The sequence below is a fragment of the Peteryoungia ipomoeae genome, from assembly GCF_004912165.1.
Classification (GTDB): Bacteria; Pseudomonadota; Alphaproteobacteria; order Rhizobiales; family Rhizobiaceae; genus Allorhizobium; species Allorhizobium ipomoeae.
Genome location: NZ_STGV01000002.1, coordinates 166,520 through 190,453, shown reverse-complemented (window position 1 = coordinate 190,453; position 23,934 = coordinate 166,520). Strand labels below are relative to the sequence as shown.

The following is a 23,934-nucleotide window of genomic DNA, read 5'->3' as shown; positions in this document are numbered from 1 at the left end:
GGTATGCCCTCTTTCCTTCTGCGGCAAGCTTTATCAAAGGGTTCAGGCTCGCAGAGTTCAAACTATTCGGTCTGTCTGGCCTGTCCTGTGCGTCTCGAAGCGATCCATCCATCATACCGCACCGCGCCCCTCTTCCGCGAAAACGATCTCATGCGGCGTCAGCATGGGGACGGCAGCCATCCCTTCAGACGAGCATTGACAGCATGAACCCTCATTTCATTTCTGTAAATCAAAATATACGTCAATCGAAGTTGACACTTCGGCCGTGGCGGGCGTAGTCTTTGGCCAATCCCGATTTCCTCTGGGAGGGATGGGAGAAGGGATGATCGCCATGCGCATACCCAGACCATCGGCTAGGAGCCGCGCGCTTTACACGTCGGACGAACGCCGCCGGCGCGACGAGAGCGTCTGGACGCTGGTGCAGGGCATCCTTGCTCCCGTGCAGTTCCTGGTCTTTCTCGCCAGCCTTGGCTTGATCCTGCGTTATCTCGCGACAGGTGAGGGCGTGTATGCTGCCCAGGTCTCAATCGTCATCAAGACCTTGACGCTCTATGCCATCATGATCACCGGCTCGATCTGGGAGAAGGTGGTCTTCGGGCGCTATCTCTTTGCGCGACCTTTCTTCTGGGAAGACGTCTTCTCGATCCTCGTTCTCGCCCTGCACACGGTCTATCTGGTCGCCTTGGTCACCGGCGCGATGGATGCCGGCCAGTTGATGGCGCTCGCGCTCCTGGCCTACGTCACCTATCTCATCAACGCCGGGCAGTTTCTCTGGAAGCTGCGGCTGGCGCGGCTCGATCAGGCGGCAAGGGCTGGGTCGGCGGGGGCGTTTGCGCACGGTTCCTCGTTTACGGGGAGTGCGACATGAACCAGCCGCTTGCCTGCGCCCCCTCCGCCACGATCCGCCAACGCGGCCAGCATGAAGTGTTCTGTGGCCTGACATCGATCATCTGGCTGCATCGCAAGGTGCAGGACGCCTTTTTCCTTGTGGTCGGCTCGCGCACCTGTGCGCATCTCATCCAGTCGGCCGCCGGTGTGATGATCTTCTCCGAGCCGCGTTTCGCCACCGCCATCATGGAGGAGCGCGATCTCGCCGGCATGGTCGACATGCATGACGAACTCGATCGCGAAGTGGCGAGGCTGCTCGAGCGCCGCCCGGATATCCGCATGCTGGTGCTGGTCGGCTCCTGTCCGTCCGAAGTCATCAAATTCGACCTTGCCCGCGCCGCCGAACGTCTGGACCGCCGCTACGGCTCGAAGCCACGCGTACTCTGCTATTCCGGCAGCGGCATCGAAACCACCTTCACCCAGGGCGAGGATAATTTCCTTGCCGCTCTCGTCCGCGACCAGGCCCGGCATGGATCGGTTGACCGGTTGGCAAAGCTTGTCGTTGCGGGCTCGATCGCCGATGTGGTGGAAGACCAGTTTGCCCGGCTGCTCGATGAGCTCGGTCTCGAAGACGTCGTCTTTCTGCCCGGTCGCAGCAGCGAGCGCCTGCCGAAGATCGATGCGACCACGCGCTTCATCTTGGCGCAGCCCTATCTTGGTGCGACGGCCGCGGCCCTCGAAGGTCTCGGTGCCGCCCGCATCAACGCGCTCTTCCCGCTGGGTGAGGAAGGCACGACGGCCTGGTTGAAGGCCATCGCCGACAGCTTCGGCGTTTCGCCGGCGCGTTTTGCGACCGTGACCGAGGCGCCGCGCCGGCGCGCTCGGGAAGCGACGGCCCATTATCGCCCGGTGATTGACGGCAAGCGTGTCTTCCTGTTTCCCGACAGCCAACTCGAGCCTTCGCTTGCACGCTATCTCAACCGCGAACTCGATGCCGAAATCATCGAGGTGGGCAGCCCGTATCTGCACCGCGAACACGTGGCGGGCGAGCTTGCCATGCTGCCGCCGGGCGTTTCCATTTCCGAGGGGCAGGATGTCGAGGTCCAGATCGACCGCTGCCGGGCGGCAAGGCCCGATCTCGTGGTCTGCGGCATGGGGCTTGCCAATCCCTTCGAGGCCGAAGGCATCGTCACCAAGTGGTCGATCGAATTCGCCTTCACGCCGATCCAGGGCTACGAACAGGCTGGCGACCTCGCCGAACTCTTTGCCCGGCCGCTGACCCGGAAGGCGATGATCGCCGGTGAGCGCTCCGGCAATCGGAGGGTTGCGTCATGAAACTCACCATGTGGACCTATGAAGGGCCGCCGCATGTGGGTGCCATGCGCATCGCCGCCTCGATGAAGGGGGTGCATTACGTGCTGCATGCGCCGCAGGGCGATACCTATGCGGACCTGCTGTTCACCATGATCGAGCGTCGCCCGGCACGCCCGCCGGTCACCTACACAACCTTTCAGGCCCGCGACCTCGCCGGTTCGACGGCCGATGTCTTCAAGTCCGCCTGCCGCGATGCCGTCGAACGGTTCAAGCCGGATGCACTTCTGGTCGGCGCCTCCTGCACCGCGGAGCTTCTGCAGGATGATCCGGCGGGCCTTGCGCGCACGCTCGATGTCCGCATCCCCATCGTGCCGCTGGAGCTTCCCTCCTACCAGAAGAAGGAAAACTGGGGTGCAGCGGAAACCTTCTACCGCTTGGTGCGCAGCTTTGCCGGAGGGCGCGAACGTCCGGCCGGGATCGCCCCGAACAGCTGCAACATATTGGGGCCGTCCTCACTCGGCTTTCGCAACCGCGACGATGTCACGGAAATCTGCCGGCTGCTGGCTGCCAACGGTATCGATGTCCGGGTCGTGGCGCCGCTCGGCGCGACGGTCGATGACTTAGCCCGTCTTCCCGACGCCGCCTTCAATATCGTGCTCTATCCGGAAATCGGCGATAGCGCTGCGCGTTATCTGAAGAAGCAGTTCGGCATGCCCTTCGTCTCCACCGTGCCGATCGGCATTGGCGCGACGCGGACGTTCCTCGCAGAGGTGCGGGCGCTGGCCGGTCTTTTGAAGGAAGATCCCCTCGGTGAGGCCGAAGATCGCGCCACATGGTATGCGCGTTCGGTCGACAGCAATTATCTCACCAACAAGCGCGTCTTCGTCTTCGGCGATGCCACGCATGCGATTGCCGCGGCCCGCATCGCTGCCCGAGAACTCGGCTTCAAGGTTTGCGGTCTTGGCACCTACATGCGCGAGTTCGCCCGCGAGGTGCGTGAGGCGGCGGAAGAGTTCGGCGTGGAAGCGCTGATCAGCGACGATCACCTCGATGTCGAACAGGCGATCATCGATGCACGGCCGGAACTGGTGCTCGGCACGCAGATGGAGCGCCACATCGCCAAGCGGCTTCGCGTGCCCTGCGCCGTGATTTCGGCGCCGGTGCATGTGCAGGATTTCCCAGCCCGCTACTCGCCGCAGATGGGTTTCGAGGGCGCGAACGTCATCTTCGACAGCTGGGTCCATCCGTTGATGATGGGGCTCGAAGAGCATCTGCTGCAGATGTTCCGCGACGATTTTGAGTTCAACGACCGGGCAGAGGCCTCGCATCTCCATGCGCCTGCCCCGGCTGCGAGCGACGTTGTCGAGGTGGCCGACGGCGACACGCTTGTCATCGCCGAAGCGGCTTCCGGCGATACCGCCTGGACCCCGGATGCCGAGCGCGAGCTGCGCAAGGTGCCTTTCTTCGTGCGCGGCAAGGCGCGCCGCAACACCGAACTCTTCGCCGCCCGCAAGGGTATCCGTCCGATCACCGTGGAGACGCTGTATGATGCGAAAGCCCATTTCGCCCGCTGACAGCACCCCGGTCCGGGTGGTGTTGGTCACGCTCGACAATCACATCATCGCCGCCGTCGATGACGCGCGCCGCAGACTTGGCCAGGATCTGCCTGGGCTGACGCTCTCCGTCCATGCGGCGACCGACTGGAACGAGAATCCGCAAAGTCTCGAAGCCTGCCGCGCGGCGATCATGGCGGGTGATATCATCATCGTCTCGATGATTTTCGTCGAGGAACATGTGCGCGCCATTGCCGATGTCATCGAGGCCCGGCACCGCGATTGCGATGCCATGGTCTGCTGCATGTCGGCTGGCACGATCATGAAATACACCACCATGGGCCGCTTCAAGATGAGCGAGGAGCAGAAAGGCCCACTCGCACTCTTGAAGAAGCTGCGCGGAAAAAGCTCGCGCGATGGCAAGGACAATGGCCGCACCGCCGGCGAGCGCCAGCTTGCCATGCTGCGCCGCCTGCCGCAGTTGCTGCGTTTCATTCCCGGCACCGCACAGGACGTGCGGAACTACTTCCTGACGCTGCAATACCGCATCGCCGCCTCGGACGAGAACATCGCCAACATGGTGCGCCTGTTGGTTGGCAAATACGCCAAGGGCGAGCGCAAGGGGCTTCAAGGCCAGGTCACCATCGGCGATCCCGTCGACTATCCGGATATGGGCCTCTATCACCCGGATCTGACGCCGCGCGTGACGACGAAGCTTTCGGCCTTGCCGACGAGGCCCGGCGCGCGCGGAACGATCGGCCTGCTTCTGATGCGGACCTACATCCTCTCAGGCGATACCGGCCATTATGACCGGGTCATTCGAGAACTCGAAATCCGTGGTTTCAACGTCGTGCCCGTCTTCTGCAGCGGGCTTGATATGCGCGGTGCCATCGAACGCTACATGATGGGAGGCCAGGCCGGCGTTAAGATCGACGCGCTCTGCTCACTCACCGGTTTTTCCCTCGTCGGCGGTCCCGCCTATAGCGATGCCAAGGCCGCGGCAGCGCTCCTGGAGACGCTCGACGTCCCCTATGTCTCGGCCTTCGTCACCGAATTCCAGACGCGCGAGGCCTGGGCGCAGTCGAGTCAGGGCCTGACGCCGATCGAAACCACGCTGATGGTCGCCATCCCCGAACTCGACGGGGCCATCGGCTCCATGGTCTTCGGCGGCCGCTCGGACGGCGCGGGAAAAGCGAAAGCCTGCATCTGCTCGCGCCAGCTGGACGCCTGCCCATCGGGCCGGGCCTGCATGCAGCCCGACGAAGAGCGGGTGGCGCTGCTTGCAGACCGGTTGGCCGCGATGGTCGATCTGCGTCGCGCAGCCCGCGCCGATCGCCGCCTCGCCGTTGCGATCTTCAATTTCCCACCCAACAGCGGCAGCATCGGCACCGCCGCCTTCCTGTCGGTTTTCGAAAGCCTGTTCGAGACCATGTCGCGGCTGAAGGCCGAAGGTTACGATGTCGAGGTTCCCGAGAATGCGGAGGCCTTGCGGCTGGCAATCCTTGAAGGCAATGCAGCACTTTATGGTGCAGAAGCCAACGTCCATATCGTGATTTCGGTCGACGACCATGTGCGGGGCGAGCGGCATCTCGCCGACATCGAAGCGCAATGGGGGCCGGCGCCAGGCCGGGTCATGAGCAATGGCCGCGGCCTCTTTGTACTCGGTCGACAGTTCGGCAAGCTGCTCGTCGCGATCCAGCCGCCCTTCGGCTACGAGGGCGATCCGATGCGGCTGCTCTTCGAGGGCGGCTTTGCGCCAAACCACGCCTTTGCAGCCTTCTACCGCTATCTGCGCGACACCTGGCGGGCGGATGCCGTGCTGCATTTCGGCACCCATGGCGCGCTCGAATTCATGCCCGGCAAACAGGTCGGCCTTTCGGAGACCTGCTGGCCCGACCGTCTGCTCGGTGCGCTGCCGAATTTCTACCTCTACGCCGCCAACAATCCGTCGGAAGGCTCGATTGCCAAGCGCCGCTCTGCCGCGACGCTCGTTTCCTATCTGACGCCGCCGATCACCCATGCCGGCCTCTACAAGGGGCTGAGCGAGCTGAAGGCGAGCCTCGATCGCTATCGCCAGGCCGCGCCTGATGCCTTCGTTGAACGTGAGCGCCTATTTTCGCTGATTGCGGTCCAGGCCGAACAGTTGGAACTGGGTCGCGACAGCCTCTCCAAGGGCGAAGGCGAAGCGATCCGCTCTCTTGTCGCCGAGATCACCGAGCTTGAATATGCGCTGATCCCGCACGGTCTTCACATTGCGGGCCGCGGCATGGCACGTGATGAGCGCCTCGATATGCTGGAGCATATGTGGGGCGGCATGCCCGCCATCGCGGGCCACGCCGACAAACGGGCGCTTCTATGCGCGATCGCCGATCAGGATGCACCTGCTCTCGCCGCCTTCGAAGAGGCCGCCACGCCGGAGCTATCGGAAAGCATCGCTCGGCTTGCCGCGATGAACAGCGAGTTGATGACGAACCGCGAACTCGACGGTCTCGTGCGCGCGCTCGATGCCCGCTACGTGCCGCCGTCGCCGTCGGGCGATCTGCTGCGCACGCCCGAACTTTTGCCCACCGGCCGCAACATCCACGGTTTCGATCCCTTCGGCATTCCGAGCGCCTTTGCCGTGCAGGATGGCGAGCGCCAGGCGGCCCGCGTTCTCGAACGCTACATGCAGGCCGATGGTCGCCTGCCGGAAACGGTCGCCGTCGTCCTCTGGGGCACGGACAACCTCAAGACCGGCGGCGCGCCGCTTGCCCAGGCCATGGCCCTGATGGGCGCCCGCCCGCGGCTCGACGCCTATAACCGCGTCTGCGGCGCCATCCTCATCCCGCTCGAAGAGCTGAAGCGTCCGCGCATCGATGCGGTGATGACGCTGTCGGGCATCTTCCGCGACCTCCTGCCGATCCAGGCAAGCATGCTGGCCGAGGCGAGTTATCTCGCCGCAACCGCGGACGAACCGGTGGAGATGAATTTCATCCGTAAGCACGCACTGACCTATTGCGACGCGAACGGCTGCGATCTCGAAGCTGCCGCCTACCGGGTCTTCTCCAATGCGGACGGTGCCTATGGCGCGAACGTCAACATGCTGATCTCGTCATCCGCGTGGGATGATGACGAGGAGATCGCGCAGACCTACAGCAACCGCAAGAGCTTCGCGATCAACCGCCGGGGCAAGACGAGCCAGCAGGCCGATGTGCTCGACAGCATGCTCGAACATGTCGATATGGCCTATCAGAACCTCGATTCCGTCGAGATCGGCATCACCACGATCGAGCACTATTTCGACACGCTGGGTGGTCTGACCAAGGCTGTCTCCAAGGCCAAGGGCGGTGCCACGCTGCCGGTCTTCATCTCCGACCAGACGCAAGGCGAGGGCCGGGTGCGCACGCTCGGCGAACAGGTGGCGCTGGAAACCCGCACCCGCACGCTGAACCCGAAATGGTTCGAGGGCATGCTGAAGCACGGTTACGAGGGCGTGCGCCACATCGAGGCGCAGGTGACGAACACGCTCGGCTGGTCTGCGACGACGGGCGGCGTCGACCCTTGGGTCTATCAGCAGATCACCGAGACTTTCGTGCTCGACGATGCCATGCGCCAGCGGCTCGCGACACTCAATCCGACCGCCACGGCGCGGGTCGCCAACCGGCTGATCGAGGCGCATGAGCGCAATTACTGGCAGCCGGATGCTGAAACGCTCGCCGCCCTGAAACAGGCCGGGGAAGAACTGGAAGACCGTCTCGAGGGGCTGGTCAGGGAGGCTGCCCAATGAACATCTACACCCATGGCAAGATCGCCGAACGCGAGGCGCGCATCGCCGAAAAGCTCCGGGAGCGGGCCGATGGCGAAGGCAGCGTGCAGGTGCATCTCGACCCGACCATGGACATTGACGGTGCCAAGGTCTTCGCCATTTACGGCAAGGGCGGCATCGGCAAGTCGACGACATCCTCGAACCTTTCGGTGGCTTTCTCGAAGATCGGCAAGCGCGTTCTGCAGATCGGCTGCGATCCGAAGCACGATTCCACCTTCACGCTGACCAAAAGCCTCATCCCGACCGTCATCGACGTGCTGGAGAAGGTGGATTTTCATTCGGAAGAACTGCGCCCGGAAGACTACATGGTCGAAGGCTATAACGGCGTGCAATGTATCGAGGCCGGCGGTCCGCCGGCGGGCACAGGGTGCGGTGGTTACGTCGTCGGCCAGACGGTAAAGCTTCTCAAGGAGCATCATCTGCTCGACGATACCGATGTCGTCATTTTCGATGTGCTCGGCGACGTCGTCTGCGGCGGTTTTGCCTCGCCGCTGCAGCACGCCGAACGGGCCGTGGTGGTTGCGGCCAACGATTTCGATTCCATCTTCGCGATGAACCGCATCGTTGCCGCCATCAAGGCAAAGTCGAAGAATTACGATGTCCGGCTCGGCGGCGTGATCGCCAACCGCTCGCGCGAGACGGACCAGATCGACCGTTACAATGATGCGATCGGCCTCAAGCGCCTCGCCCACGTGCCGGATAGCGATCAGGTGCGTTTGAGCCGGCTGAAGAAGAGCACGCTCTTCGAAATGGGCGACAGCGCCGAGATCGTCGCGATCCAGAACGAATATCTGCAGCTCGCCGAGCGGCTATGGGCGGGCACGCCGGCCCTTGAAGCCGAACCGATGAAGGACCGGGAAATCTTCGAATTTCTCGGTTTCGAGTGAGGGTGCCATGAGCCAGGCCGATTACATCAGACGCACCGGGGAGATCGAACACTACTTCGATCGCACGGCACTGGACGCCTGGAAGCGCCTGACCGGCGACCAGCCGGTCAGCGGTATCCGCGCGACGGTGCGCAAAGGTCGCGAGGAGATGCGTGGCACGCTCGCCTCCTGGTTGCCGCAGGATCTGACCGGCTGGCGTGTCCTCGATGCAGGCTGCGGCTCCGGCGTTCTCTCCTTTGAACTCGTCGCCCGCGGCGCAGACGTCGTCGCCATCGATCTCTCGGCGCAGATGATCGCCCATGCCCGCCAGCGCGCGCATGATCTCGAAGCGTCACAGGGTCGCTTCAGGGGCTCCGTTACCTTCCACAGCGGCGACATGCTCGATCCCCGCCACGGGCGGTTCGACGCGGTGGTCGCCATGGACGTGCTCATCCACTATCGCCCGGCCGATGCCGTGCGCGTGCTGCATGCACTTGCCGAGCGCACGGATCGGCAGATGGTGTTTACGCTCGCCCCCGGTTCGCGGCTGCTGCGCGCCATGCTCGCCGCCGGCAAGGTCTTCCCGCGCGGCAACCGTGCGCCAGCCATCTATCCGGTCGATCCGTCCAGGCTGGTCGACGAAATGCTGCATCACCCGGAATTTGCCGCCTGGCAGGCCGGCCGCAGCCACAAGGTCGCCGTCGGGTTTTACACCTCACAGGCCATGGAGGTGATCCGGTCATGACGATCGCCGCCGCCAACCGCAAAATGATCGCGTTCTGGCAAAGGCTCGGAACGCGCTTCATGCCGTTTGCGGATGCGGCGACAGTTGAAATGCCGTTGTCGCGCCTGCTGCGGCTGGCACTGTTCCAGGTCTCCGCCGGCTGCGTTCTCGTTCTCCTGACGGGTACGCTGAACCGGGTGTTGATCGTTGAACTTGGTGTCTCCGTCGCGCTGGTTTCCGCCGTGGTGGCCATCCCCGTGCTGGCGGCGCCGCTTCGGCTGCTCTTCGGCTTCCGCTCGGATACCTATAAATCCGTGCTGGGCTGGCGGCGCGTGCCCTATGTCTGGCTGGGCAGCCTCCTGCAGTTCGGTGGGCTTGCGATCATGCCCTTCGCGCTGCTTCTCCTGCAGTCGCAGACGGTGGGTCCGGAATGGGCAGGGGCTGCGGGCGCAAGCCTTGCTTTCATCCTGACAGGCTTCGGCATGCATATGTCGCAGACGGCGGGGCTTGCCCTTGCCAGCGATCTCGTGCCTGAAGACAAGCGCCCAAGGGTCGTCGCCCTTCTCTATGTCCTGCTTCTTGCCGGCATGATTGGCGCTTCCAGCGTCTACAGCGTCTTCCTCGTCAATTTCTCGCCGAAGCTCCTGATCCAGGTGATCCAGGGCACGGCGCTTCTGACCATCGTCATCAATGTCATCGCCATCTGGAAGCAGGAGCCGCGCGACGTGCGCCGCACCGCGGCCGAACGGGATCTCTCAAGCTTCGTCGATGCGCTCGATGACTATCGAAGCGCGCCCGGCGTCCTGCGGCTGCTGCTGGCCGTCGCGCTCGGTTCGGCCGCGTTTTCGATGCAGGATATCCTGCTTGAACCCTATGGTGGCGAGATCCTCGGCCTCTCGGTCGGCGAAACCACCCGGCTTACAGGCCTCTGGGCCTTCGGCACCTTGCTCGGCTTCGCCTGGGCGGCGCACAGCCTGCAACACGGTGTGCAGATGTACCGGGTCGCCGCGCGCGGGCTCCTGATGGGCATTTTCGCCTTCTCGGCCGTCATCTTTGCCTCGCCGCTTGGCGTGAACGCACTTTTCCACCTCGGGACCTTCGGCATCGGTCTTGGCGGCGGCCTCTTTGCTGTCGGCACCATGCTGGCGGCAATGGGCATTGCCGAGCGCTCCGACAGCGGCCTTGTCGTCGGAGCCTGGGGGGCGGTGCAGGCGACCGCCATCGGGGCCGCCATGCTGGCCGGCGGCGTCATCAAGAACACGGTCAATGCGCTCGCGCTGAACGGCACACTCGGTGAGGCCATGATGACGCCGGCGGCCGGCTATCTCGTGGTCTACAGCTTTGAAATCATTATCCTCTTTCTGTGCCTGGCGGTCTTGGGTCCGCTGACCGGCCGGCGCTATCAGAGGGATTATCTGCAGGACATGCGTTTTGGATTGGCGGAGCTGCCCGGCTGAGGCCGGTGGCAACGCTCTACTGGAGGGTCTGACATGACCGGGTCGCTGGTTGGGAATATCGATGTCGCACAAGTGGTGCTCTACGCGTTCTGGCTCTTTTTCGCAGGGCTGATCTGGTATCTGCGTCAGGAAGATCGTCGGGAGGGCTATCCGCTCGAAGAGGATGTGACGGGCCGCTACAACAAGAGCCCCTGGCTCTTCGTGCCGCCGAAGAAGACCTTCGTCCTGCCGCATGGCCAGGGCATCCGGCATGCTCCTGATTTCAAGCGTGACGAGCGGACGTTCTCAAGCCGCCGCATCGCGCCTGCTCCCGGTTATCCCTCCGAGCCGGTCGGCAATCCGCTGCTTGCCGGCATTGGCCCGGGTTCCTGGGCCGAGCGTTCCGACAAGCCTGACGTGACCGCTCATGGCGACGCCCGCATTGTGCCCCTCCGTGTCGCAGAGGGTTTCGGCCTTGCTGAAGGCGCGACCGATCCGCGTGGGCTTGCCGTTCTCGGTTGCGACAAGCATGTGGCTGGCACCATCAAGGATATCTGGGTCGACCGCGCAGAGCATTTGATCCGCTATTATGAAGTCGAACTCGGCGAAGGCGGACGCACCGTGTTGTTGCCGAACAACTTCGTCGTCTATCAGACGGGTCGCGGCAATCTCCGGCATCTCTATGTGCATGCCGTCACCGCCGCGCAGTTTGCAGACGTCCCCGCAACGGCTCGCCCTGAACTCGTAACCTTGCTTGAGGAAGACAAGATCGCCGCCTATTTCGGCGCTGGTCTCCTCTATGCGGATCGCTTTCGTCAGGAGCCACTGCTGTGAACCAGTTTGTCATCCGTGAACATGAGATCGAGCCGCTGCCGGGACTTCCCGGTGTGCCGCCCGTCGGTGAAGTCATCCTCTGGCAAGGACGGCCGTCGTCTGCCCTTGTCGCCCGCCATTTTCTCAAAATCCGCTGGATTACTGGCTATTTCCTGGTTCTCGGCGGATGGGCGGTGCTCGCGGGGTTTAACGATGGTCAAGCGGCAGGCGGAATCCTGTTTTCCGTTGCCGTGCTGACCGCACTGGCGGGCGTGCTGATCGGCATGATCGAGCTCTTTGCCTGGGCCGTCGAGAAGACGACCCTCTACACAATCACGACGGAGCGTATCGTCATGCGCTTCGGTGTTGCGATTTCGATGACGCTGAACCTGCCGTTCCGACAGATCGACGGCGTTGCTCTTGCCCATTTCGGCGAAAAGGCGGGTAAAATTGCGATCGCCCTTCAGCCTGAGCAGCGCCTGTCCTGGCTCATCCAATGGCCGCATGTGCGGGGCTTCCGCTTCTCCCGGCCCGAGCCGAGCCTGATCTGCCTGCCGGACGCCGAAAAGGTAGCAAACATCCTGGCAGCGGCCATCGGCCAGTATCGCGCTGCGCGCAGTGAACAGCCCCGTATCGTCATCAACGAAGCGACCGGACGTGCCATGCCACCATCCGTCGTCGCGGCGGAATAGGGACGCGCGTCATGGGATCGGCCTCGCATCTCGGATATTGGGCGGACCGCAAGGGCAAGACACCGAACCGCTTGCCGCGCGGGGTGTTCTTCGGCCTCGTTGGGCTGCTCGCCTTCACGGCGGCTGCGATCGTCTTCGGCCAGACCACGGGGCTCGGTGTGGTCAAGCAGCAGCTGGGTGCCCCGGTCGCCATGCGCGATCTTATGATCGCGCGCAGCACCTCGGATTTCGTCGTTGTCACGGACCTGGCAACGGGCCGCGAGATCGCAAGCTACGGCCCGCAGGCGGGTGGTTTCGTTCGCGGATCACTCAGGGCCTTCGAGCGTATGCGCCAGGTGGCCAAGGTGCCGTTCGACACCCCCTACCGGCTCATCAAATGGGAAGCCGGTGCCGTCAGCCTGTCCGATATCGGCACCGGCGAGCGGATCTATCTCGATGCCTTCGGCCCGGACAACGTGGCCGCATTCGCAGCCCTTCTGGGCTCACAGGGAGGAGAAAGCCAATGAACCCGGTCTTTGCCTTGATGCGACGGAAGGAGACGGTCGATTGTACCGTCGAAATCAACAACACCTTCGAAGCGCTCGGTGCGCACTTGAGGTTCGACAACGGTGTCGTTGTCCATCCGGGTGACGAGGTGCAGGTGCATGGTGCACCGGTCCAGATCCCCTACGGTTCCAGCCAGAACTTCCGTCGCAAGGCGACGATTACGCGCGCGGGCGCACTGGAACGCGCCTGGATCCGCGCGACCGGCGATCTCGACATGATGGAATTGTGCGAATTCAGCTTCACGGAGAGGGCATTGTCATGAACAACCATGTTTCGCCTGTTGATCTGGCCGATCACGAACCGACGGTGGAAGAGCGCATGGCCGGGGTCAGCGACACGACCCGCAGCGCGCTTGTCTCGACCATGCTGACACCGCGCTTCTACACCACCGACTTCGAAGAGATGGACAAGATCAATGTCGAGCCGGTGCGCGCCGAATGGGATGTACTGATCGCCCAGATGAAGAGCGATCCGAACCGCGGGCACTTCAAGCGCAATGAACAGTGGGACGATATCGACATTGAAGCTCTGCCGGACGATCTGCGCGAAGAGTTCATCGACTTCCTCGTCTCGTCGCTCACTTCCGAATTCTCGGGCTGCGTGCTCTACAAGGAGATGAAGCGGCGCGGCAAGAACCAGGAGATCTGCGAGCTCTTCGGCTATATGAGCCGCGACGAATCCCGCCATGCCGGCTTCATCAACGATGCGCTGAAGGATTTCGGCATCGGCGTGAACATGGGCTTTCTCGCCAAGGCCAAGAAATACACCTTCTTCAAGCCGAAGTTCATCTACTATGCGACCTATCTCTCCGAAAAGATCGGCTATGCCCGCTACATCACGATCTTCCGGCATCTCGAACAGCATCCGGACAAGCGCTTCCACCCGATCTTCAAGTGGTTCCGCGAGTGGTGCAATGACGAATTCTCCCATGGCGAGGCCTTCTCGCTGATCATCCGCTCCGACAAGCGGCTGATGGAGGGCAAAAACAAGTATTGGATCAAGTTCTTCCTGCTGGCCGTCTTCGCCACAATGTATGTGCGCGATCACATGCGGCCGGCCTTTCACAAGGGTCTCGGCGTCGATATCGACGATTACGACATGAAGGTCTTCCGGCTGACGAGCGAGATCTCGCGCCAGTGCTTCCCGCTCGTGCTCAATCTCGACAATCCGAGCCTGCATGAGGGCTTCCGCCGGATGGAGCGGATCAACCGAAACGTCATGGCGGCCAACGAAAAGGGTGGCCTTTCGGGCAAGATCGCCAAGGGCTTCTGGTCGGCGGCTGCAGCGGTCAATTTCGTCAGGATGTATATGATCCCGACGAAATCGAATGCCATCCCGGCGACCTCCCGTCTGCAACCGGTCTGGTGAGGAAATCGCCATGACCCTCACACACCCGCTCTCGGTCGTTCTCGTCGCCATCTCCGTGTGGTGGCTTTCGACCGGGCTGGTGCTCGCCATGGTCAACCGGTCGGAGGGGCCGCGCGCCAGGGGCCTCGTGCTCATGGCCTTGATGACGTTTATCGGCGCATTCGGTGTCGGATTGATGCTCTGGGGCGCGCAGGCGCCGACCGTGATCGGTTCCTATCTCGGTTTCTTCGGTGCGCTGCTCGTCTGGGCCTGGCATGAGGCGGCTTTCCTGACAGGGTTGCTGACAGGACGGCGGACGGGTGAGTGCCCTGCGGGGCTGACCGGCTTCAGCCGCTTCCGGGCAGCCTGGGAGGCTGTGAGCGATCACGAGATTGCCATCCTGGTGACCGCGATGGCCCTGTGGTTTTCGCTCCAGGGATCGGCCAATCTCTTCGGCCTTGCTGCCTTCGGCCTGCTCTGGGGCATGCGCATCTCCGCCAAGCTGGTGATCTTTCTGGGTGCGCCGCATGCCGTCAGCGAATTGATGCCGAAGGGCGTCCGGCATCTGAAAAGCTATTTCAAGACAGATCGGATGACGCCGCTCTTTCCGCTTTTTCTGGCGATTGCTGCTGGCGTCTTTGTCGTCCTCGTCGTCGGTGCCAACAGGGCAACCCAGGCACATTCGGTCGTTGGCCATACGCTGCTCGCGACCTTCATGGCGCTCGCCATCGTTGAGCACCTCGTCCTTGTCCTGCCCGTTTCGGATACGGCGCTTTGGCGCTGGGCCATGGCGCGGCAGGACAGGGGCAATCTCGCCATTGGCCCAGCGGCCGATAGCATTTCCGCATTCAAGGAGGGTGGGCCGGTGTCCGGGCCGCATACCGCCTGGACAACAATCGGACACGACACGATCGGGAAGAGGAAAGACTGATGACTGTTTTCCAGCACATGGAAGAGGCGCTCGCCGGCTTGCACACGGCCGGTAACTACCGCGTGTTCGCGGATCTGGAGCGTCATTGCTCGGCCTTTCCGAAAGCCGCCTTTCATAGCGCCGACGGCACGCAGCGTGACGTTACGGTATGGTGCTCGAACGACTATCTCGGCATGGGGCAGAACCCTGTTGTGACGGATCGGATGATCGAGGTGGTGCGCAAATGCGGCGCGGGTGCGGGCGGCACGCGCAACATCTCCGGCACCAATCACTATCACGTGCTCCTGGAAAAGGAGCTGGCTGACCTGCATGGCAAGGAGGGCGCCCTCATCTTTACCTCCGGCTATGTGTCGAACTGGGCAGCACTTGGCACACTGCTTGCGAAGATCCCAGATATCATCTGCTATTCCGATTCACTCAATCATGCCTCCATGATCGAGGGCATTCGCCACTCGCGTTGCCTCAAGCGGCAGTTCCGCCACAATGACTACAAGCATCTGCGCGAGCTGATGGCAGCGGACGATCCGGCCGCCCCGAAGCTTGTGGCGTTCGAGAGCGTCTACTCGATGGATGGGGACATCTCGCCGATCAAGGAGATCTGCGATGTCGCCGACCAGTTCGGCGCCCTGACCTATCTCGATGAGGTGCATGCTGTCGGCATGTACGGTCCGCGCGGTGGCGGCGTTGCCGAACGCGAAGGGCTGATGGACCGGCTCACCGTCATTGAAGGGACACTCGGCAAGGCCTTCGGCGTCATGGGCGGTTATATCACCGGTCCATCCGTGCTGATCGATTTCGTGCGTTCCTTCGCCTCGGGTTTCATCTTCACCACCGCGATCCCACCGGCGCTTGCGGCCGGCGCGACTGCGTCGATCCGCCATCTGAAAGAAAGCCCCTTTGAGCGCCATATGCATCAGGCGGCCGTGGCCAAGGTCAGACGTGCGCTCGACGTTCGTGGTATCCCGCATATGCATAACCCGAGCCACATCGTACCGGTCATGGTCGGCAATGCGGCCAAGTGCAAATGGATCTCCGATGTCCTGCTCGATGATTTCGGCATCTACGTCCAACCGATCAACTACCCCACGGTCGCGGTTGGCAAGGAACGACTGCGCATTACGCCGACACCTCTGCACAGCGATGCCGACATTGACCACCTTGCCGAAGCGCTCTGTTCACTGTGGTCGAAATGCGCTCTTGCGAGAGCGGTTGCCTAAGTGCGGCAAAGGCCTTATCGGCACCCGCAAAAGACACTTCAGGATGCTCTTGCTATGACGGACAGCATAATGATCCCGGCGATCGCCGGTGACGGATCGCTCTATCCGATGGAAAAGATGCAGGCGCATCTCGACGGACAGCTGCATCTGGCCGTCTCGGTCTTTGTCTTCGACGGGGATCTTCTGCTTATCCAGAAGCGCGCTTCAACCAAATACCATTGCGCTGGCCTTTGGGCGAACACCTGTTGTACGCATCCGCACTGGAATGAAACACTCGAGGGGTGTGCCGAGCGCCGTCTCACCGAAGAACTTGGGTTTACGGTGCCGCTCACCCGCCACCAGACTGTCGAATATGTCGCCGATGTCGGGCAGGGCCTGAAGGAGCATGAGCGTGTGACGCTCTTCAGCGCTCAGGTCGACCACCGCAGGCTTGAAGTCGAACCCGTAGCGGGCGAGGTCGAAGCGGTTCGCTGGATCGGACCGCGCGACCTGATGCGGGAGGTGCGCGAGCGCCCGCAGGAGTTTACCCCCTGGTTCCGTATCTACCTGCAGCGCTTTCCAGGCCTGAGCTTCGCCGAAGCGGCTTGAGGCGACCAGTCTCCCCGCCACCATCCCCCATGTTTCCTAGCGTCTCGGACTGGCAATGCGGCAAAGCCGTTCGCCTGTCAGGCTTCCCCTCCCGGCCAGTTGTATCGATGCCGCTTGGAGCAGGTCACCCACTCCGCGCGAAGAAGGGGAGCTCGAAAGCTCCCCTTTCCCGTCATCGCGGCCTGCCTTGGGATGCCGCCCGTTCAGTTCGCCGGTGGCGTTGCAGCCGGCGGTGCGGCGGCGGGTGGTTCCGCGGCTGGGGCATCGGTCGGCGGTGTCGCAGCCGGCGTTTCAGCCGGCGGGCTGGCCGCTGGTGTTTCGCTCGGTGGGGAGGCGGTCGCGGGATCGTTGGCTGTGGCGGCAGGGGAAACTGCCGTTGGGCTTGCTGCTCCTGCCGCGGCCATACGTTGTGTTGTGCCGGGCTGATAGGTGGTGAAATCAGGTACCTCCGTCGGTCCCTTCTTCCCGAGAGCATCCACATAATCCTGCAGCATGGAAACGCCATAGAGTGGCTTCTGCACGCCGGCATGGCAGCTGGCGCAGCCGACCTTGAAGGTATCGCCTTCCGGCCCCTTGCGATGCTCGGGGAAGACCGGCGTGAGACCAACCATGTAGTTGGCATTGATGTCTCGCGTCATGCGGATGCCATGCCAGGCGGTCACGCGTTGCGGCGGGCTTTCATCCCAGGCATTGAAGGCCCTGGAGTTGTGGCAGGTTGTGCAGTTGACGCCGAGGGACTCGGACATGTGCATCATCAGCGACCAGGTGGCTTCGGTCTGTTTCGTGCCGGTCAAGTTTGTGCCCGTCGGCAGCGCCGTGGTTGAGTGAACCCGGATCTGCTTGGCATCGAGGAGGTAATCCTTGAGCACATTCTGTGGCAGCGATGAATTGCCGCCGAATTTGGCGACGACATTCTGGCCCGCCCGGTTCTGGGTCATGCCACCCGCCGGCTTCGGTGCGAGATCCTCGTACCAGTAGTTGGCAGGGATCGCCTGACCGCGGTGACAGGTGTAGCAGGTCGCGCCGGCCTGGCCCACATGGGCACTCCAGTCGACATTGATTGCTTGGGTCATCTGGATCATGCGGCGGGCAACAACCTTCTGATAGACCTCGTCGGAGGCGAGGTTTTCAGGGTTGTGGCAGTAGTTGCAGCCGGCTTCCGGTGAAATCCATTCGGTAATCGAGGCCATGAACTGGTTGAACTGGTCGTCCGAGAGGTCACCGAGAACCTGAACATTCTCATAGAGATCCCGCGCCTTGTCGCCGGCGGGATCTGCCTGCCAGGGGGCTGGCGGCACGACATTTGCCACCTTCAAAGCTTCCTGCTTTTCGACATCCCGATGGATGTACATGCCCGTACCGCGGAAGCCGATCTGCGTGCTCTCGACGGGCGGCGCATCCCAGCCGGCGCCGACGAAGCTTGCGATCGTCAGCAGTGAACCGGCGGAGATAGCGAAGGGAATCCAGAGTTTCATCGTCCTTCTCCTTATAGCGCCGGGTCGACGACGCCGGGATAGCCCGGCAGCGGGGAGACGATCCCGTGGTTGATGCCCCAGAGATACCAGTTGTCGACCACGGTACCCGTCAACAGAATGCCGATGCCGCCTGTGATCGGGGTCAGAATGGCAAACCACCAGGCCCAGCGGTGGACCGATTCCATCGTGGCGTTGAAGCCCATGGTCCAGCGCCAGAAGAGGGCCGCGCGTTCAGAGGCCGTACCGCGATCGGTGATCTGTTCCAGCTCACGTTCGCCGCCATACTTGCCGACGGCGAGAATGGTTGCCCCATGCATCGCAAAGAGCAGGACCGAGCCATAGAGGAACACGATCGAGAGGCAGTGGAACGGGTTGTAGTAGAGATTGCCGTAGCGGATCGAGAAGGCGGCCGTCCAATCCAGATGCGGGAAGATGCCGAAAGGCACGGCTTCTGAGAAATTGCCCATCAGGAGAGGGCGGATGAAGCCGAGCGACAGGAACAGGAAGATGGCGGCGGCAAAGGCCCAGGCGACATGCGTGCCGAGTTCAAGCTGGCGCGCACGGCGATAAACGCGCACCCACCACAAGAGGATTGAGGTGGTGAGGAAAAAGCCGGCAATCAGCCACCAGCCACCGTCTGCGAGCGGCGGCAGGATTTTCAAGCCGTATTCGGCACTCGGCGGTTCGAGCCCCAGCCAAAAGAGTTGGCGCACGAACTGGATCGGATCCCAGCCAACAGAGGCCAGCATGTTGAGGCCGATGATCTCGAAGGCGATGAAGCCGAAGACCAGCGACAGCGTGCCGAGATAGCCGAGATAGATCGGTCCGATCTGGGCGTTGCCGATCATGCCGAACAGGCGAACCAGGAACGGCTTGCCGGCGCGCGGGCTGTCGCCTGCGGGTAGAGGCATGCCTTCTTCCAGTGGACCGCTGACTTGAATGGGCGTGATGATGTTTTGATACTGTGAAAAGAACATGGTCCGGTCCCCCTCAGTTCCAGATCGGTAGCTGAAGCCACCAGTTCCACCATTGCGGCCAACCCTGATTCCAGAAGGGTCCGCTGATGACGATGCAGACGGCGCTCCAGAAGCCCGCATTCAGCGCCAGGATCAGGCCGAGGCGGTGGATGCCGAGCGTGCCGATCGAGTAGCCGATGATGTCGCGGAAGAAAGTGTCTTCGTATTCGGGCGTCTTCACTTCGGCCTGTTTGCCGGCTTCGGTGATTGATGCGCCCGGATTGGCTGCCGATAGAATGAGGCCGCCATGCAGGGAGAGCGCCAGTGTCGTGGTGAAGAAGAAGGTCACCGCGATCATGTGCGCCGGATTGTAATGGAAATGCAGATACTGGTAGCCGACGTTTGACACCCAATCGAGGTGGCTGAAGATGCCATAGGGAAAGCCATGTCCCCAGGCGCCGAGCAGCAACGGACGGAAGACGACAAGCGTCGCATAGGCGAAGATGGCAAACGAAAAGGCAAAGGGCACATGATACCCGATGCCGAGTTTCCGGCAGATCTCCACTTCACGCAGCGCCCAGGAAATGAACGCTCCGAGCGCGCAGACCGTGACGATCTGCCAGAGGCCGCCTTCCTTCAATGGCGCAAGCGCCAGACCGTAGGAGAGATCGGGTGGCGCAATCGAGATGCGCCAGATGTTCCAGGTCGGACCGATTGCGGCGCCATAGACAAGAAGCGCGGTTCCCAGGGTTGCGAAAAATGCGGTGGTGACACCGAAGAAGCCCACATAGAAGGGTCCTACCCAGAAATCGAAGAGATCGCCTCCGAGGAGCGTCCCGCCTCGTACGCGATATTTGCGTTCAAAACTCAGCAGCGCCATGTCCGTTTCCTCCAGAGGTCATCCGCCAGGCGGCGATGTCGGGTCGAGCAGTATTGGCGGCGGGCACGCATGTTGAGCTGCGCCCGCTGCCGTCTTGGGTTTCAGCCAATCAGCCTGAGATCCACACTTTCAGAGAGGGATTGCTCGATGGAACTGGTGGTGAGCGGTTTGCCCTCCAGCCAGTTGAAGCGTTCCGTGCTCAAAAGGATGAAGTGGATCAGGATGGCGAGGGTGAAAAGGAATACGGAGAGTGCGACCAACGCTTTGCGCGGATCGAACATAAGCCAGATTCTCCACATATCACGCCTCCTCAGGCCAACATCGGCAGAAGCGTGAGAGCCGTCTGGTTAATGCCCTCGAGAGAGCTGTAACCTTCCGGACCCGGGATCCAGGGACGCCACATCCAGACCAAGATATGCGCGACGATGGCAATCGCCGTGAATATCATGAAGCCTTGGATGAAGAATCCATGGACCTCGCGCGCTTCGCTTTCGGTCAGACCCGAAAGTGAAACATTTGATGTCTCTGCCATCAAATTCACCTCCTAGTCTCGAACACCGCGGCGCCCCCGCGGCGGGGTTTCGGAAGGCCGTTTGACGGACCTGCCGGTTTCTGCCGGTGTCGAGAACACCAGCAAAGGCATCGGGTTACGCGTGGAAGGCGTAACCGGCAGCTGCATAGGCCGCGGACCGGGCCTCGGCGAAAACGGATTGTGCCGGGCGCTGGGTTGCGTCTTCGGCATGGCCTGTGAGGCGCGACGCAACAGCCGCAAACAGGCAGAGCGGATAGAGCAGCAGATAGAGACGCCGCATGTTCTGTCGCTCGGCCTGACGATCGCGGGTGCGACTTGAAGTCGGATCGGATCGGGTTGCAGTGATCATGGCTTCACCTCCAATGGTCCCCTCAAGGGGTCTTGTTCCCGTCATCATGCGAAGGCCCCTTCGAGGCGGGCCGCCTTCTCCACATGGTGACGGGTAACTTCGTGATCGTCGGCCCGGCGTGCCTCGCGCTCTGCCGCCTCGCGCAGCCGCTTGGCCGCCGAAATGCGCACGAGCACGGGCTCATTGCCGATGAATGTCTCAAGCGAGGCCTGGGCATCCGACTGCCAGGCCATTTCACTGCGCGGGCGAGCGGTCGTCGCCTCGATCGCGTCGAGCTCTCCGGCACGCGGCAGGATGTCGAACAGCATGTCGAAAAGCGCGTTGCAGACTTCCTGGATTAGCCAGGCCGCGCCCGAATACCCCATGACCGGCGTGCCGGGATGGCGGCGAACGATGGCGCCGGGATAGGACAGCTGCACGAACTTGCCGCGAGCGCCACGTTCGGCCATGTACATGCGCTCGTTGAACGAGCCGAACATGATCATCGGCGGCTTCTTCGCTGTCAGGTCGGCGACCTCTATATTGTCGGTCTTCGAGCCCGCCTTGCGTGGGACCGCGAAGTTGCAGGGCAGGCCCATTTCCTCCTCGAGGAAATTGCGGATGCCGCGGACATAGGTTTCGTTGGCGACGATGGCGAAGCTCGCGGTCGCAAAGAAGTCCTGGGTGACCGAGCGCCAGAGATCCCAGAGCGGCTTCAGCGTCGTATGCTTTTCTTTCAGAATGAAGGGCTCCGGATCGAGACCCAGCATTTGCCCGAGTTCGCGCAGGAAGGCCGTCGTCGAATGGATGCCGATCGGCGCCTGCAGATAGGGTCTGTCCAGCGCCTCGCAGAGCAGGCGGCCGAATTCCCGGTAGAGGCAGATATTGGCATCGGCGTCGGCAAGCTTGCGCACCTCTTCGAGATGGCTGCCGAGCGGGAAGACCATGTTGATCTCGGCGCCCAGGCCCTCGACCAGCCTACGGATTTCGGCGAGGTCCGAGGGCATATTGTAGGTGCCGTAGATCGGCCCGATAATGTTGACGCGGGGCTTGGCACCTTCCGGACGGCGACGCGGCGCCGGCACCTTGCCGCCCTTGGGTCCAAATTCCGTCCAGAGCCATTTCAGCGCGCGATCAGCGCTCTGCCACTGATCCTCATCAATGGTTCGCGGCAGGAAGCGGACGATGTTGGACCCTTCCGGCGTCACGCCGCCGCCGATCATTTCGGCGATCGAGCCGGTGACGACGACGGCGGGCAGATCCGGATCGAGCGCAAGACGCGCCCGCTTCATCGCGCCTTCCGTGCCGTGCTGGCCAAGCTCGTCTTCCGAAAGGCCGGAGACGACGATCGGCAATTCGTGCGGGGGCAGGGCATCGGTATAATGCAGCACCGAGGTGACCGGCAGGTTTTCGCAGCCCACTGGGCCGTCGATGATCACCTGAAGGCCCTTGATCGCGGTAAAGGCATAAACGCTGCCCCAGTAACCGCCGGCTCTGTCGTGGTCGAGGATCAGCATCCGACGCTCTCCCCATTGTCGACGGCGTTGCGGGACTGCTTGACCTTGGCCGCAAACTTCTTGCGGTAGGCGCTGCGGTCCTCTGGGATGGCTTCCCAGATGCCCGCGCCATCGCCAGAGCCGACACCTTCAAAGAAGGCGTTCATGGCGAGGAACCGGTCCTTGTTGCCAATCGCGGCATTGATCACTGCGGGCAGCGAAGCGACACCGGCAGGCCCCATCAGCGGGCGGGCGGAAATCAGGTTGGTAAAGTAGAGCGCCGGGGTGGCACTCTCCTTGGCCTTCTGCACCACAGGCGTGGTGCCGATCGCCAGATCCGGCTTGAACTCTTCGAAGGCGGCAAGGTCCTGCTCGAGCGAGGCTCGGAAGCGCAGCTCCACACCATGGGCTTTCAACCATTCCGCATCGTCGCTGTTGTAGGGCGTCTTCGGACAGGCCGTGCCGACATAGCGCAAGTCTGCGCCAAGCTCGACCAGCAGGCGGGCGACGAGCAGTTCTGAGCCTTCGTAGCCGGAAAGCGTGATGCGGCCCTTGATCCTGTGTTCGGCGAGCGCTGCCTTGATCGCGCCCCGCATGGCGTTGCGGCTGATATTGGTCTTCGCCTCTGGGACATTGCAGCTCTCGCCGATCGCCTTTAGCCAGGCATCCGTTCCATCGACACCCACAGGGGCCGAGCCGATGATGGGGCGACCGGCCGCCTGGAATTCGCGGATGCTTGCCGTGTAGAAGGGGTGGATCGCGGCAACAGCGGCGCAGTCGAGCGCGGAATAGAGTTCACGCCATTCGCGAACCGGAACCGTCGGACCGGCCGCAAGGCCCATGGGTTCGAGCATGCCGCCGATGACGACGGGATCGACCGGGAACATTTCACCCAGCAGTGTGACCGTCGGCCGATCCTTGAGTCCGCCGCGCGGACGCTGGACCGGGCCTTCGCCGACTTCCTGGCGGGCATAGGCGAGCATGGCGCCGGAGAGCACATCCTTCGCTTCCGCATGGGTCGGCACGCCGAAACCGGGGACATCGATCCCGACGATGCGGACACCGTCGATTTCGCGCGGCAACATCTTGAGCGGCACGCCGGATGCGGTGGGTACGCAAAGATTGGTCACGACGACGGCGTCGAACTTTTCCGGGTCCGCCATCTGGTGCACGGCCTCAACGATATCCTCGTAAAGCTTGCCTGTGACCAGGGTTTCCGAGCTGAACGGCACATAGCCGACCGATCGCTTGGCGCCGTAGAAATGCGAGGTGAAGGTCAGGCCGTAGACGCAGCAGGCCGAGCCGGAAAGGATGGTGCCGACGCGCCGCATGCGAAGGCCAACGCGCAAGGAACCGAAAGCCGGGCACATGGATTGTGGCTGGTCATGGGGACCTTTCGGATAGTCGGCTTCAAAGCGGTCCATCAACTCGCCTTGGCCGGCGGCCCGGGCAGCGGCCTTGGACAGCTCGACGCCGCCATGGCAGCCGATGCCGGACACGTCTTGCTCTCCGCCGCCTGCAAGGACAGCGGCTTCGCTGCCGACGGGTGTGATCCCGCTAGCGTCGTCCGGCTCGAATTCCTTGCGCAGATCATCCATTGTTTTCCC

Annotated in this window: 23 protein-coding genes; 15 read left to right on the top strand and 8 right to left on the bottom strand. The window is 62.5% G+C overall.

The annotated features are described in order from the left end of the window. Positions 1-322 precede the first annotated feature (322 nt). The 15 genes from bchF to FAA97_RS07315 are packed head-to-tail and all read left to right on the top strand — an operon-like array spanning position 323 to position 16,660. Positions 323-868, top strand: a complete 546-nt coding sequence (gene bchF / locus FAA97_RS07385; RefSeq protein WP_136597897.1) for a 2-vinyl bacteriochlorophyllide hydratase — start codon at positions 323-325, stop codon at positions 866-868. Then, on the top strand, positions 865-2,163 hold the full coding sequence (locus FAA97_RS07380) for a ferredoxin:protochlorophyllide reductase (ATP-dependent) subunit N (RefSeq protein ID WP_136597896.1): 1,299 nt from the start codon (positions 865-867) through the stop codon (positions 2,161-2,163). The genes bchF and FAA97_RS07380 overlap by 4 nt, the downstream gene beginning before the upstream one ends. Beyond that, complete coding sequence (gene bchB / locus FAA97_RS07375) at positions 2,160-3,716, top strand: ferredoxin:protochlorophyllide reductase (ATP-dependent) subunit B (RefSeq protein WP_136597895.1); 1,557 nt, start codon at positions 2,160-2,162, stop codon at positions 3,714-3,716. The genes FAA97_RS07380 and bchB overlap by 4 nt, the downstream gene beginning before the upstream one ends. Continuing rightward, positions 3,691-7,461, top strand: coding sequence for a magnesium chelatase subunit H (locus tag FAA97_RS07370; protein WP_206109994.1), 3,771 nt, complete (start codon positions 3,691-3,693; stop codon positions 7,459-7,461). Before bchB ends, FAA97_RS07370 begins: the two co-directional genes overlap by 26 nt. Then, positions 7,458-8,387 carry a ferredoxin:protochlorophyllide reductase (ATP-dependent) iron-sulfur ATP-binding protein gene (gene bchL / locus FAA97_RS07365; RefSeq protein ID WP_136597893.1) on the top strand — a complete coding sequence of 310 codons (930 nt, stop codon included), beginning with the start codon at positions 7,458-7,460 and terminating at the stop codon, positions 8,385-8,387. The genes FAA97_RS07370 and bchL overlap by 4 nt, the downstream gene beginning before the upstream one ends. A gap of 7 nt (positions 8,388-8,394) precedes the next feature. After that, the gene (bchM, locus tag FAA97_RS07360) at positions 8,395-9,111 is read left to right on the top strand and encodes a magnesium protoporphyrin IX methyltransferase (RefSeq protein ID WP_136597892.1); all 717 of its coding nucleotides are present in this window, start codon (positions 8,395-8,397) and stop codon (positions 9,109-9,111) included. After that, a complete protein-coding gene (locus FAA97_RS07355) occupies positions 9,108-10,547 on the top strand; it encodes a BCD family MFS transporter (protein WP_136597891.1) in 1,440 nt (479 codons plus the stop codon). Before bchM ends, FAA97_RS07355 begins: the two co-directional genes overlap by 4 nt. Positions 10,548-10,580: 33 nt before the next feature. Next, a complete protein-coding gene (gene puhA / locus FAA97_RS07350) occupies positions 10,581-11,360 on the top strand; it encodes a photosynthetic reaction center subunit H (RefSeq protein WP_136597890.1) in 780 nt (259 codons plus the stop codon). Then, positions 11,357-12,031: a photosynthetic complex putative assembly protein PuhB gene (gene puhB / locus FAA97_RS07345; protein ID WP_136597889.1), complete on the top strand. Its 675-nt coding sequence runs from the start codon at positions 11,357-11,359 to the stop codon at positions 12,029-12,031. Before puhA ends, puhB begins: the two co-directional genes overlap by 4 nt. An 11-nt stretch (positions 12,032-12,042) precedes the next feature. Continuing rightward, the gene (puhC, locus tag FAA97_RS07340) at positions 12,043-12,537 is read left to right on the top strand and encodes a photosynthetic complex assembly protein PuhC (protein ID WP_136597888.1); all 495 of its coding nucleotides are present in this window, start codon (positions 12,043-12,045) and stop codon (positions 12,535-12,537) included. Continuing rightward, entirely contained in the window at positions 12,534-12,839 is a 306-nt protein-coding gene (locus tag FAA97_RS07335; RefSeq protein ID WP_113376834.1) for a hypothetical protein, read from the top strand. The genes puhC and FAA97_RS07335 overlap by 4 nt, the downstream gene beginning before the upstream one ends. A 56-nt stretch (positions 12,840-12,895) precedes the next feature. Then, positions 12,896-13,945 (top strand): magnesium-protoporphyrin IX monomethyl ester (oxidative) cyclase, encoded by a 1,050-nt coding sequence (gene acsF, locus FAA97_RS07330; RefSeq protein ID WP_136598307.1) that lies wholly within the window; start codon positions 12,896-12,898, stop codon positions 13,943-13,945. 10 nt (positions 13,946-13,955) lie between these two features. After that, the gene (gene puhE / locus FAA97_RS07325) at positions 13,956-14,855 is read left to right on the top strand and encodes a putative photosynthetic complex assembly protein PuhE (RefSeq protein ID WP_136597887.1); all 900 of its coding nucleotides are present in this window, start codon (positions 13,956-13,958) and stop codon (positions 14,853-14,855) included. After that, the gene (gene hemA / locus FAA97_RS07320) at positions 14,855-16,072 is read left to right on the top strand and encodes a 5-aminolevulinate synthase (RefSeq protein ID WP_136597886.1); all 1,218 of its coding nucleotides are present in this window, start codon (positions 14,855-14,857) and stop codon (positions 16,070-16,072) included. The genes puhE and hemA overlap by 1 nt, the downstream gene beginning before the upstream one ends. Positions 16,073-16,126: 54 nt before the next feature. Then, the gene (locus FAA97_RS07315; protein ID WP_136597885.1) at positions 16,127-16,660 is read left to right on the top strand and encodes an isopentenyl-diphosphate Delta-isomerase; all 534 of its coding nucleotides are present in this window, start codon (positions 16,127-16,129) and stop codon (positions 16,658-16,660) included. A 203-nt stretch (positions 16,661-16,863) separates the two neighbouring features. Here FAA97_RS07315 and pufC read toward each other — a convergent pair whose 3' ends face one another. The 8 genes from pufC to bchY all read right to left on the bottom strand — a co-directional run bounded on the left by pufC (position 16,864) and on the right by bchY (position 23,925). Further along, entirely contained in the window at positions 16,864-18,135 is a 1,272-nt protein-coding gene (gene pufC / locus FAA97_RS07310; protein ID WP_136597884.1) for a photosynthetic reaction center cytochrome PufC, read from the bottom strand. An 11-nt stretch (positions 18,136-18,146) separates the two neighbouring features. Continuing rightward, complete coding sequence (pufM, locus tag FAA97_RS07305) at positions 18,147-19,112, bottom strand: photosynthetic reaction center subunit M (RefSeq protein ID WP_136597883.1); 966 nt, start codon at positions 19,110-19,112, stop codon at positions 18,147-18,149. Positions 19,113-19,125: 13 nt separating this feature from the next. After that, the gene (gene pufL / locus FAA97_RS07300; RefSeq protein WP_136597882.1) at positions 19,126-19,971 is read right to left on the bottom strand and encodes a photosynthetic reaction center subunit L; all 846 of its coding nucleotides are present in this window, start codon (positions 19,969-19,971) and stop codon (positions 19,126-19,128) included. Between the two features lie 101 nt (positions 19,972-20,072). Then, positions 20,073-20,270, bottom strand: coding sequence for a light-harvesting antenna LH1, alpha subunit (gene pufA, locus FAA97_RS07295; RefSeq protein ID WP_136597881.1), 198 nt, complete (start codon positions 20,268-20,270; stop codon positions 20,073-20,075). Between the two features lie 11 nt (positions 20,271-20,281). Next, the gene (gene pufB / locus FAA97_RS07290; RefSeq protein WP_136537885.1) at positions 20,282-20,503 is read right to left on the bottom strand and encodes a light-harvesting antenna LH1, beta subunit; all 222 of its coding nucleotides are present in this window, start codon (positions 20,501-20,503) and stop codon (positions 20,282-20,284) included. A gap of 115 nt (positions 20,504-20,618) precedes the next feature. Beyond that, the gene (locus FAA97_RS07285) at positions 20,619-20,852 is read right to left on the bottom strand and encodes a hypothetical protein (RefSeq protein WP_136597880.1); all 234 of its coding nucleotides are present in this window, start codon (positions 20,850-20,852) and stop codon (positions 20,619-20,621) included. Between the two features lie 44 nt (positions 20,853-20,896). After that, a complete protein-coding gene (gene bchZ / locus FAA97_RS07280; RefSeq protein ID WP_136597879.1) occupies positions 20,897-22,348 on the bottom strand; it encodes a chlorophyllide a reductase subunit Z in 1,452 nt (483 codons plus the stop codon). Continuing rightward, positions 22,342-23,925: a chlorophyllide a reductase subunit Y gene (bchY, locus tag FAA97_RS07275; protein ID WP_136597878.1), complete on the bottom strand. Its 1,584-nt coding sequence runs from the start codon at positions 23,923-23,925 to the stop codon at positions 22,342-22,344. The genes bchZ and bchY overlap by 7 nt, the downstream gene beginning before the upstream one ends. Between the last annotated feature and the right edge of the window lie 9 nt (positions 23,926-23,934).

What these genes read in the sequence shown, in the direction of transcription:
- pufL (WP_136597882.1), bottom strand. Translation starts at nt 19,971, where the DNA reads ATGGCGCTGCTGAGTTTTGAACGCAAATATCGCGTACGAGGCGGGACG.
- pufA (WP_136597881.1), bottom strand. Translation starts at nt 20,270, where the DNA reads ATGTGGAGAATCTGGCTTATGTTCGATCCGCGCAAAGCGTTGGTCGCA.
- puhE (WP_136597887.1), top strand. Translation starts at nt 13,956, where the DNA reads ATGACCCTCACACACCCGCTCTCGGTCGTTCTCGTCGCCATCTCCGTG.
- bchL (WP_136597893.1), top strand. Translation starts at nt 7,458, where the DNA reads ATGAACATCTACACCCATGGCAAGATCGCCGAACGCGAGGCGCGCATC.
- bchF (WP_136597897.1), top strand. Translation starts at nt 323, where the DNA reads ATGATCGCCATGCGCATACCCAGACCATCGGCTAGGAGCCGCGCGCTT.
- bchM (WP_136597892.1), top strand. Translation starts at nt 8,395, where the DNA reads ATGAGCCAGGCCGATTACATCAGACGCACCGGGGAGATCGAACACTAC.
- puhA (WP_136597890.1), top strand. Translation starts at nt 10,581, where the DNA reads ATGACCGGGTCGCTGGTTGGGAATATCGATGTCGCACAAGTGGTGCTC.
- bchB (WP_136597895.1), top strand. Translation starts at nt 2,160, where the DNA reads ATGAAACTCACCATGTGGACCTATGAAGGGCCGCCGCATGTGGGTGCC.
- hemA (WP_136597886.1), top strand. Translation starts at nt 14,855, where the DNA reads ATGACTGTTTTCCAGCACATGGAAGAGGCGCTCGCCGGCTTGCACACG.
- puhC (WP_136597888.1), top strand. Translation starts at nt 12,043, where the DNA reads ATGGGATCGGCCTCGCATCTCGGATATTGGGCGGACCGCAAGGGCAAG.
- bchY (WP_136597878.1), bottom strand. Translation starts at nt 23,925, where the DNA reads ATGGATGATCTGCGCAAGGAATTCGAGCCGGACGACGCTAGCGGGATC.
- FAA97_RS07315 (WP_136597885.1), top strand. Translation starts at nt 16,127, where the DNA reads ATGACGGACAGCATAATGATCCCGGCGATCGCCGGTGACGGATCGCTC.
- FAA97_RS07380 (WP_136597896.1), top strand. Translation starts at nt 865, where the DNA reads ATGAACCAGCCGCTTGCCTGCGCCCCCTCCGCCACGATCCGCCAACGC.
- FAA97_RS07285 (WP_136597880.1), bottom strand. Translation starts at nt 20,852, where the DNA reads ATGATCACTGCAACCCGATCCGATCCGACTTCAAGTCGCACCCGCGAT.
- acsF (WP_136598307.1), top strand. Translation starts at nt 12,896, where the DNA reads ATGGCCGGGGTCAGCGACACGACCCGCAGCGCGCTTGTCTCGACCATG.
- bchZ (WP_136597879.1), bottom strand. Translation starts at nt 22,348, where the DNA reads ATGCTGATCCTCGACCACGACAGAGCCGGCGGTTACTGGGGCAGCGTT.
- pufC (WP_136597884.1), bottom strand. Translation starts at nt 18,135, where the DNA reads ATGAAACTCTGGATTCCCTTCGCTATCTCCGCCGGTTCACTGCTGACG.
- FAA97_RS07335 (WP_113376834.1), top strand. Translation starts at nt 12,534, where the DNA reads ATGAACCCGGTCTTTGCCTTGATGCGACGGAAGGAGACGGTCGATTGT.
- FAA97_RS07355 (WP_136597891.1), top strand. Translation starts at nt 9,108, where the DNA reads ATGACGATCGCCGCCGCCAACCGCAAAATGATCGCGTTCTGGCAAAGG.
- pufB (WP_136537885.1), bottom strand. Translation starts at nt 20,503, where the DNA reads ATGGCAGAGACATCAAATGTTTCACTTTCGGGTCTGACCGAAAGCGAA.
- FAA97_RS07370 (WP_206109994.1), top strand. Translation starts at nt 3,691, where the DNA reads ATGCGAAAGCCCATTTCGCCCGCTGACAGCACCCCGGTCCGGGTGGTG.
- pufM (WP_136597883.1), bottom strand. Translation starts at nt 19,112, where the DNA reads ATGTTCTTTTCACAGTATCAAAACATCATCACGCCCATTCAAGTCAGC.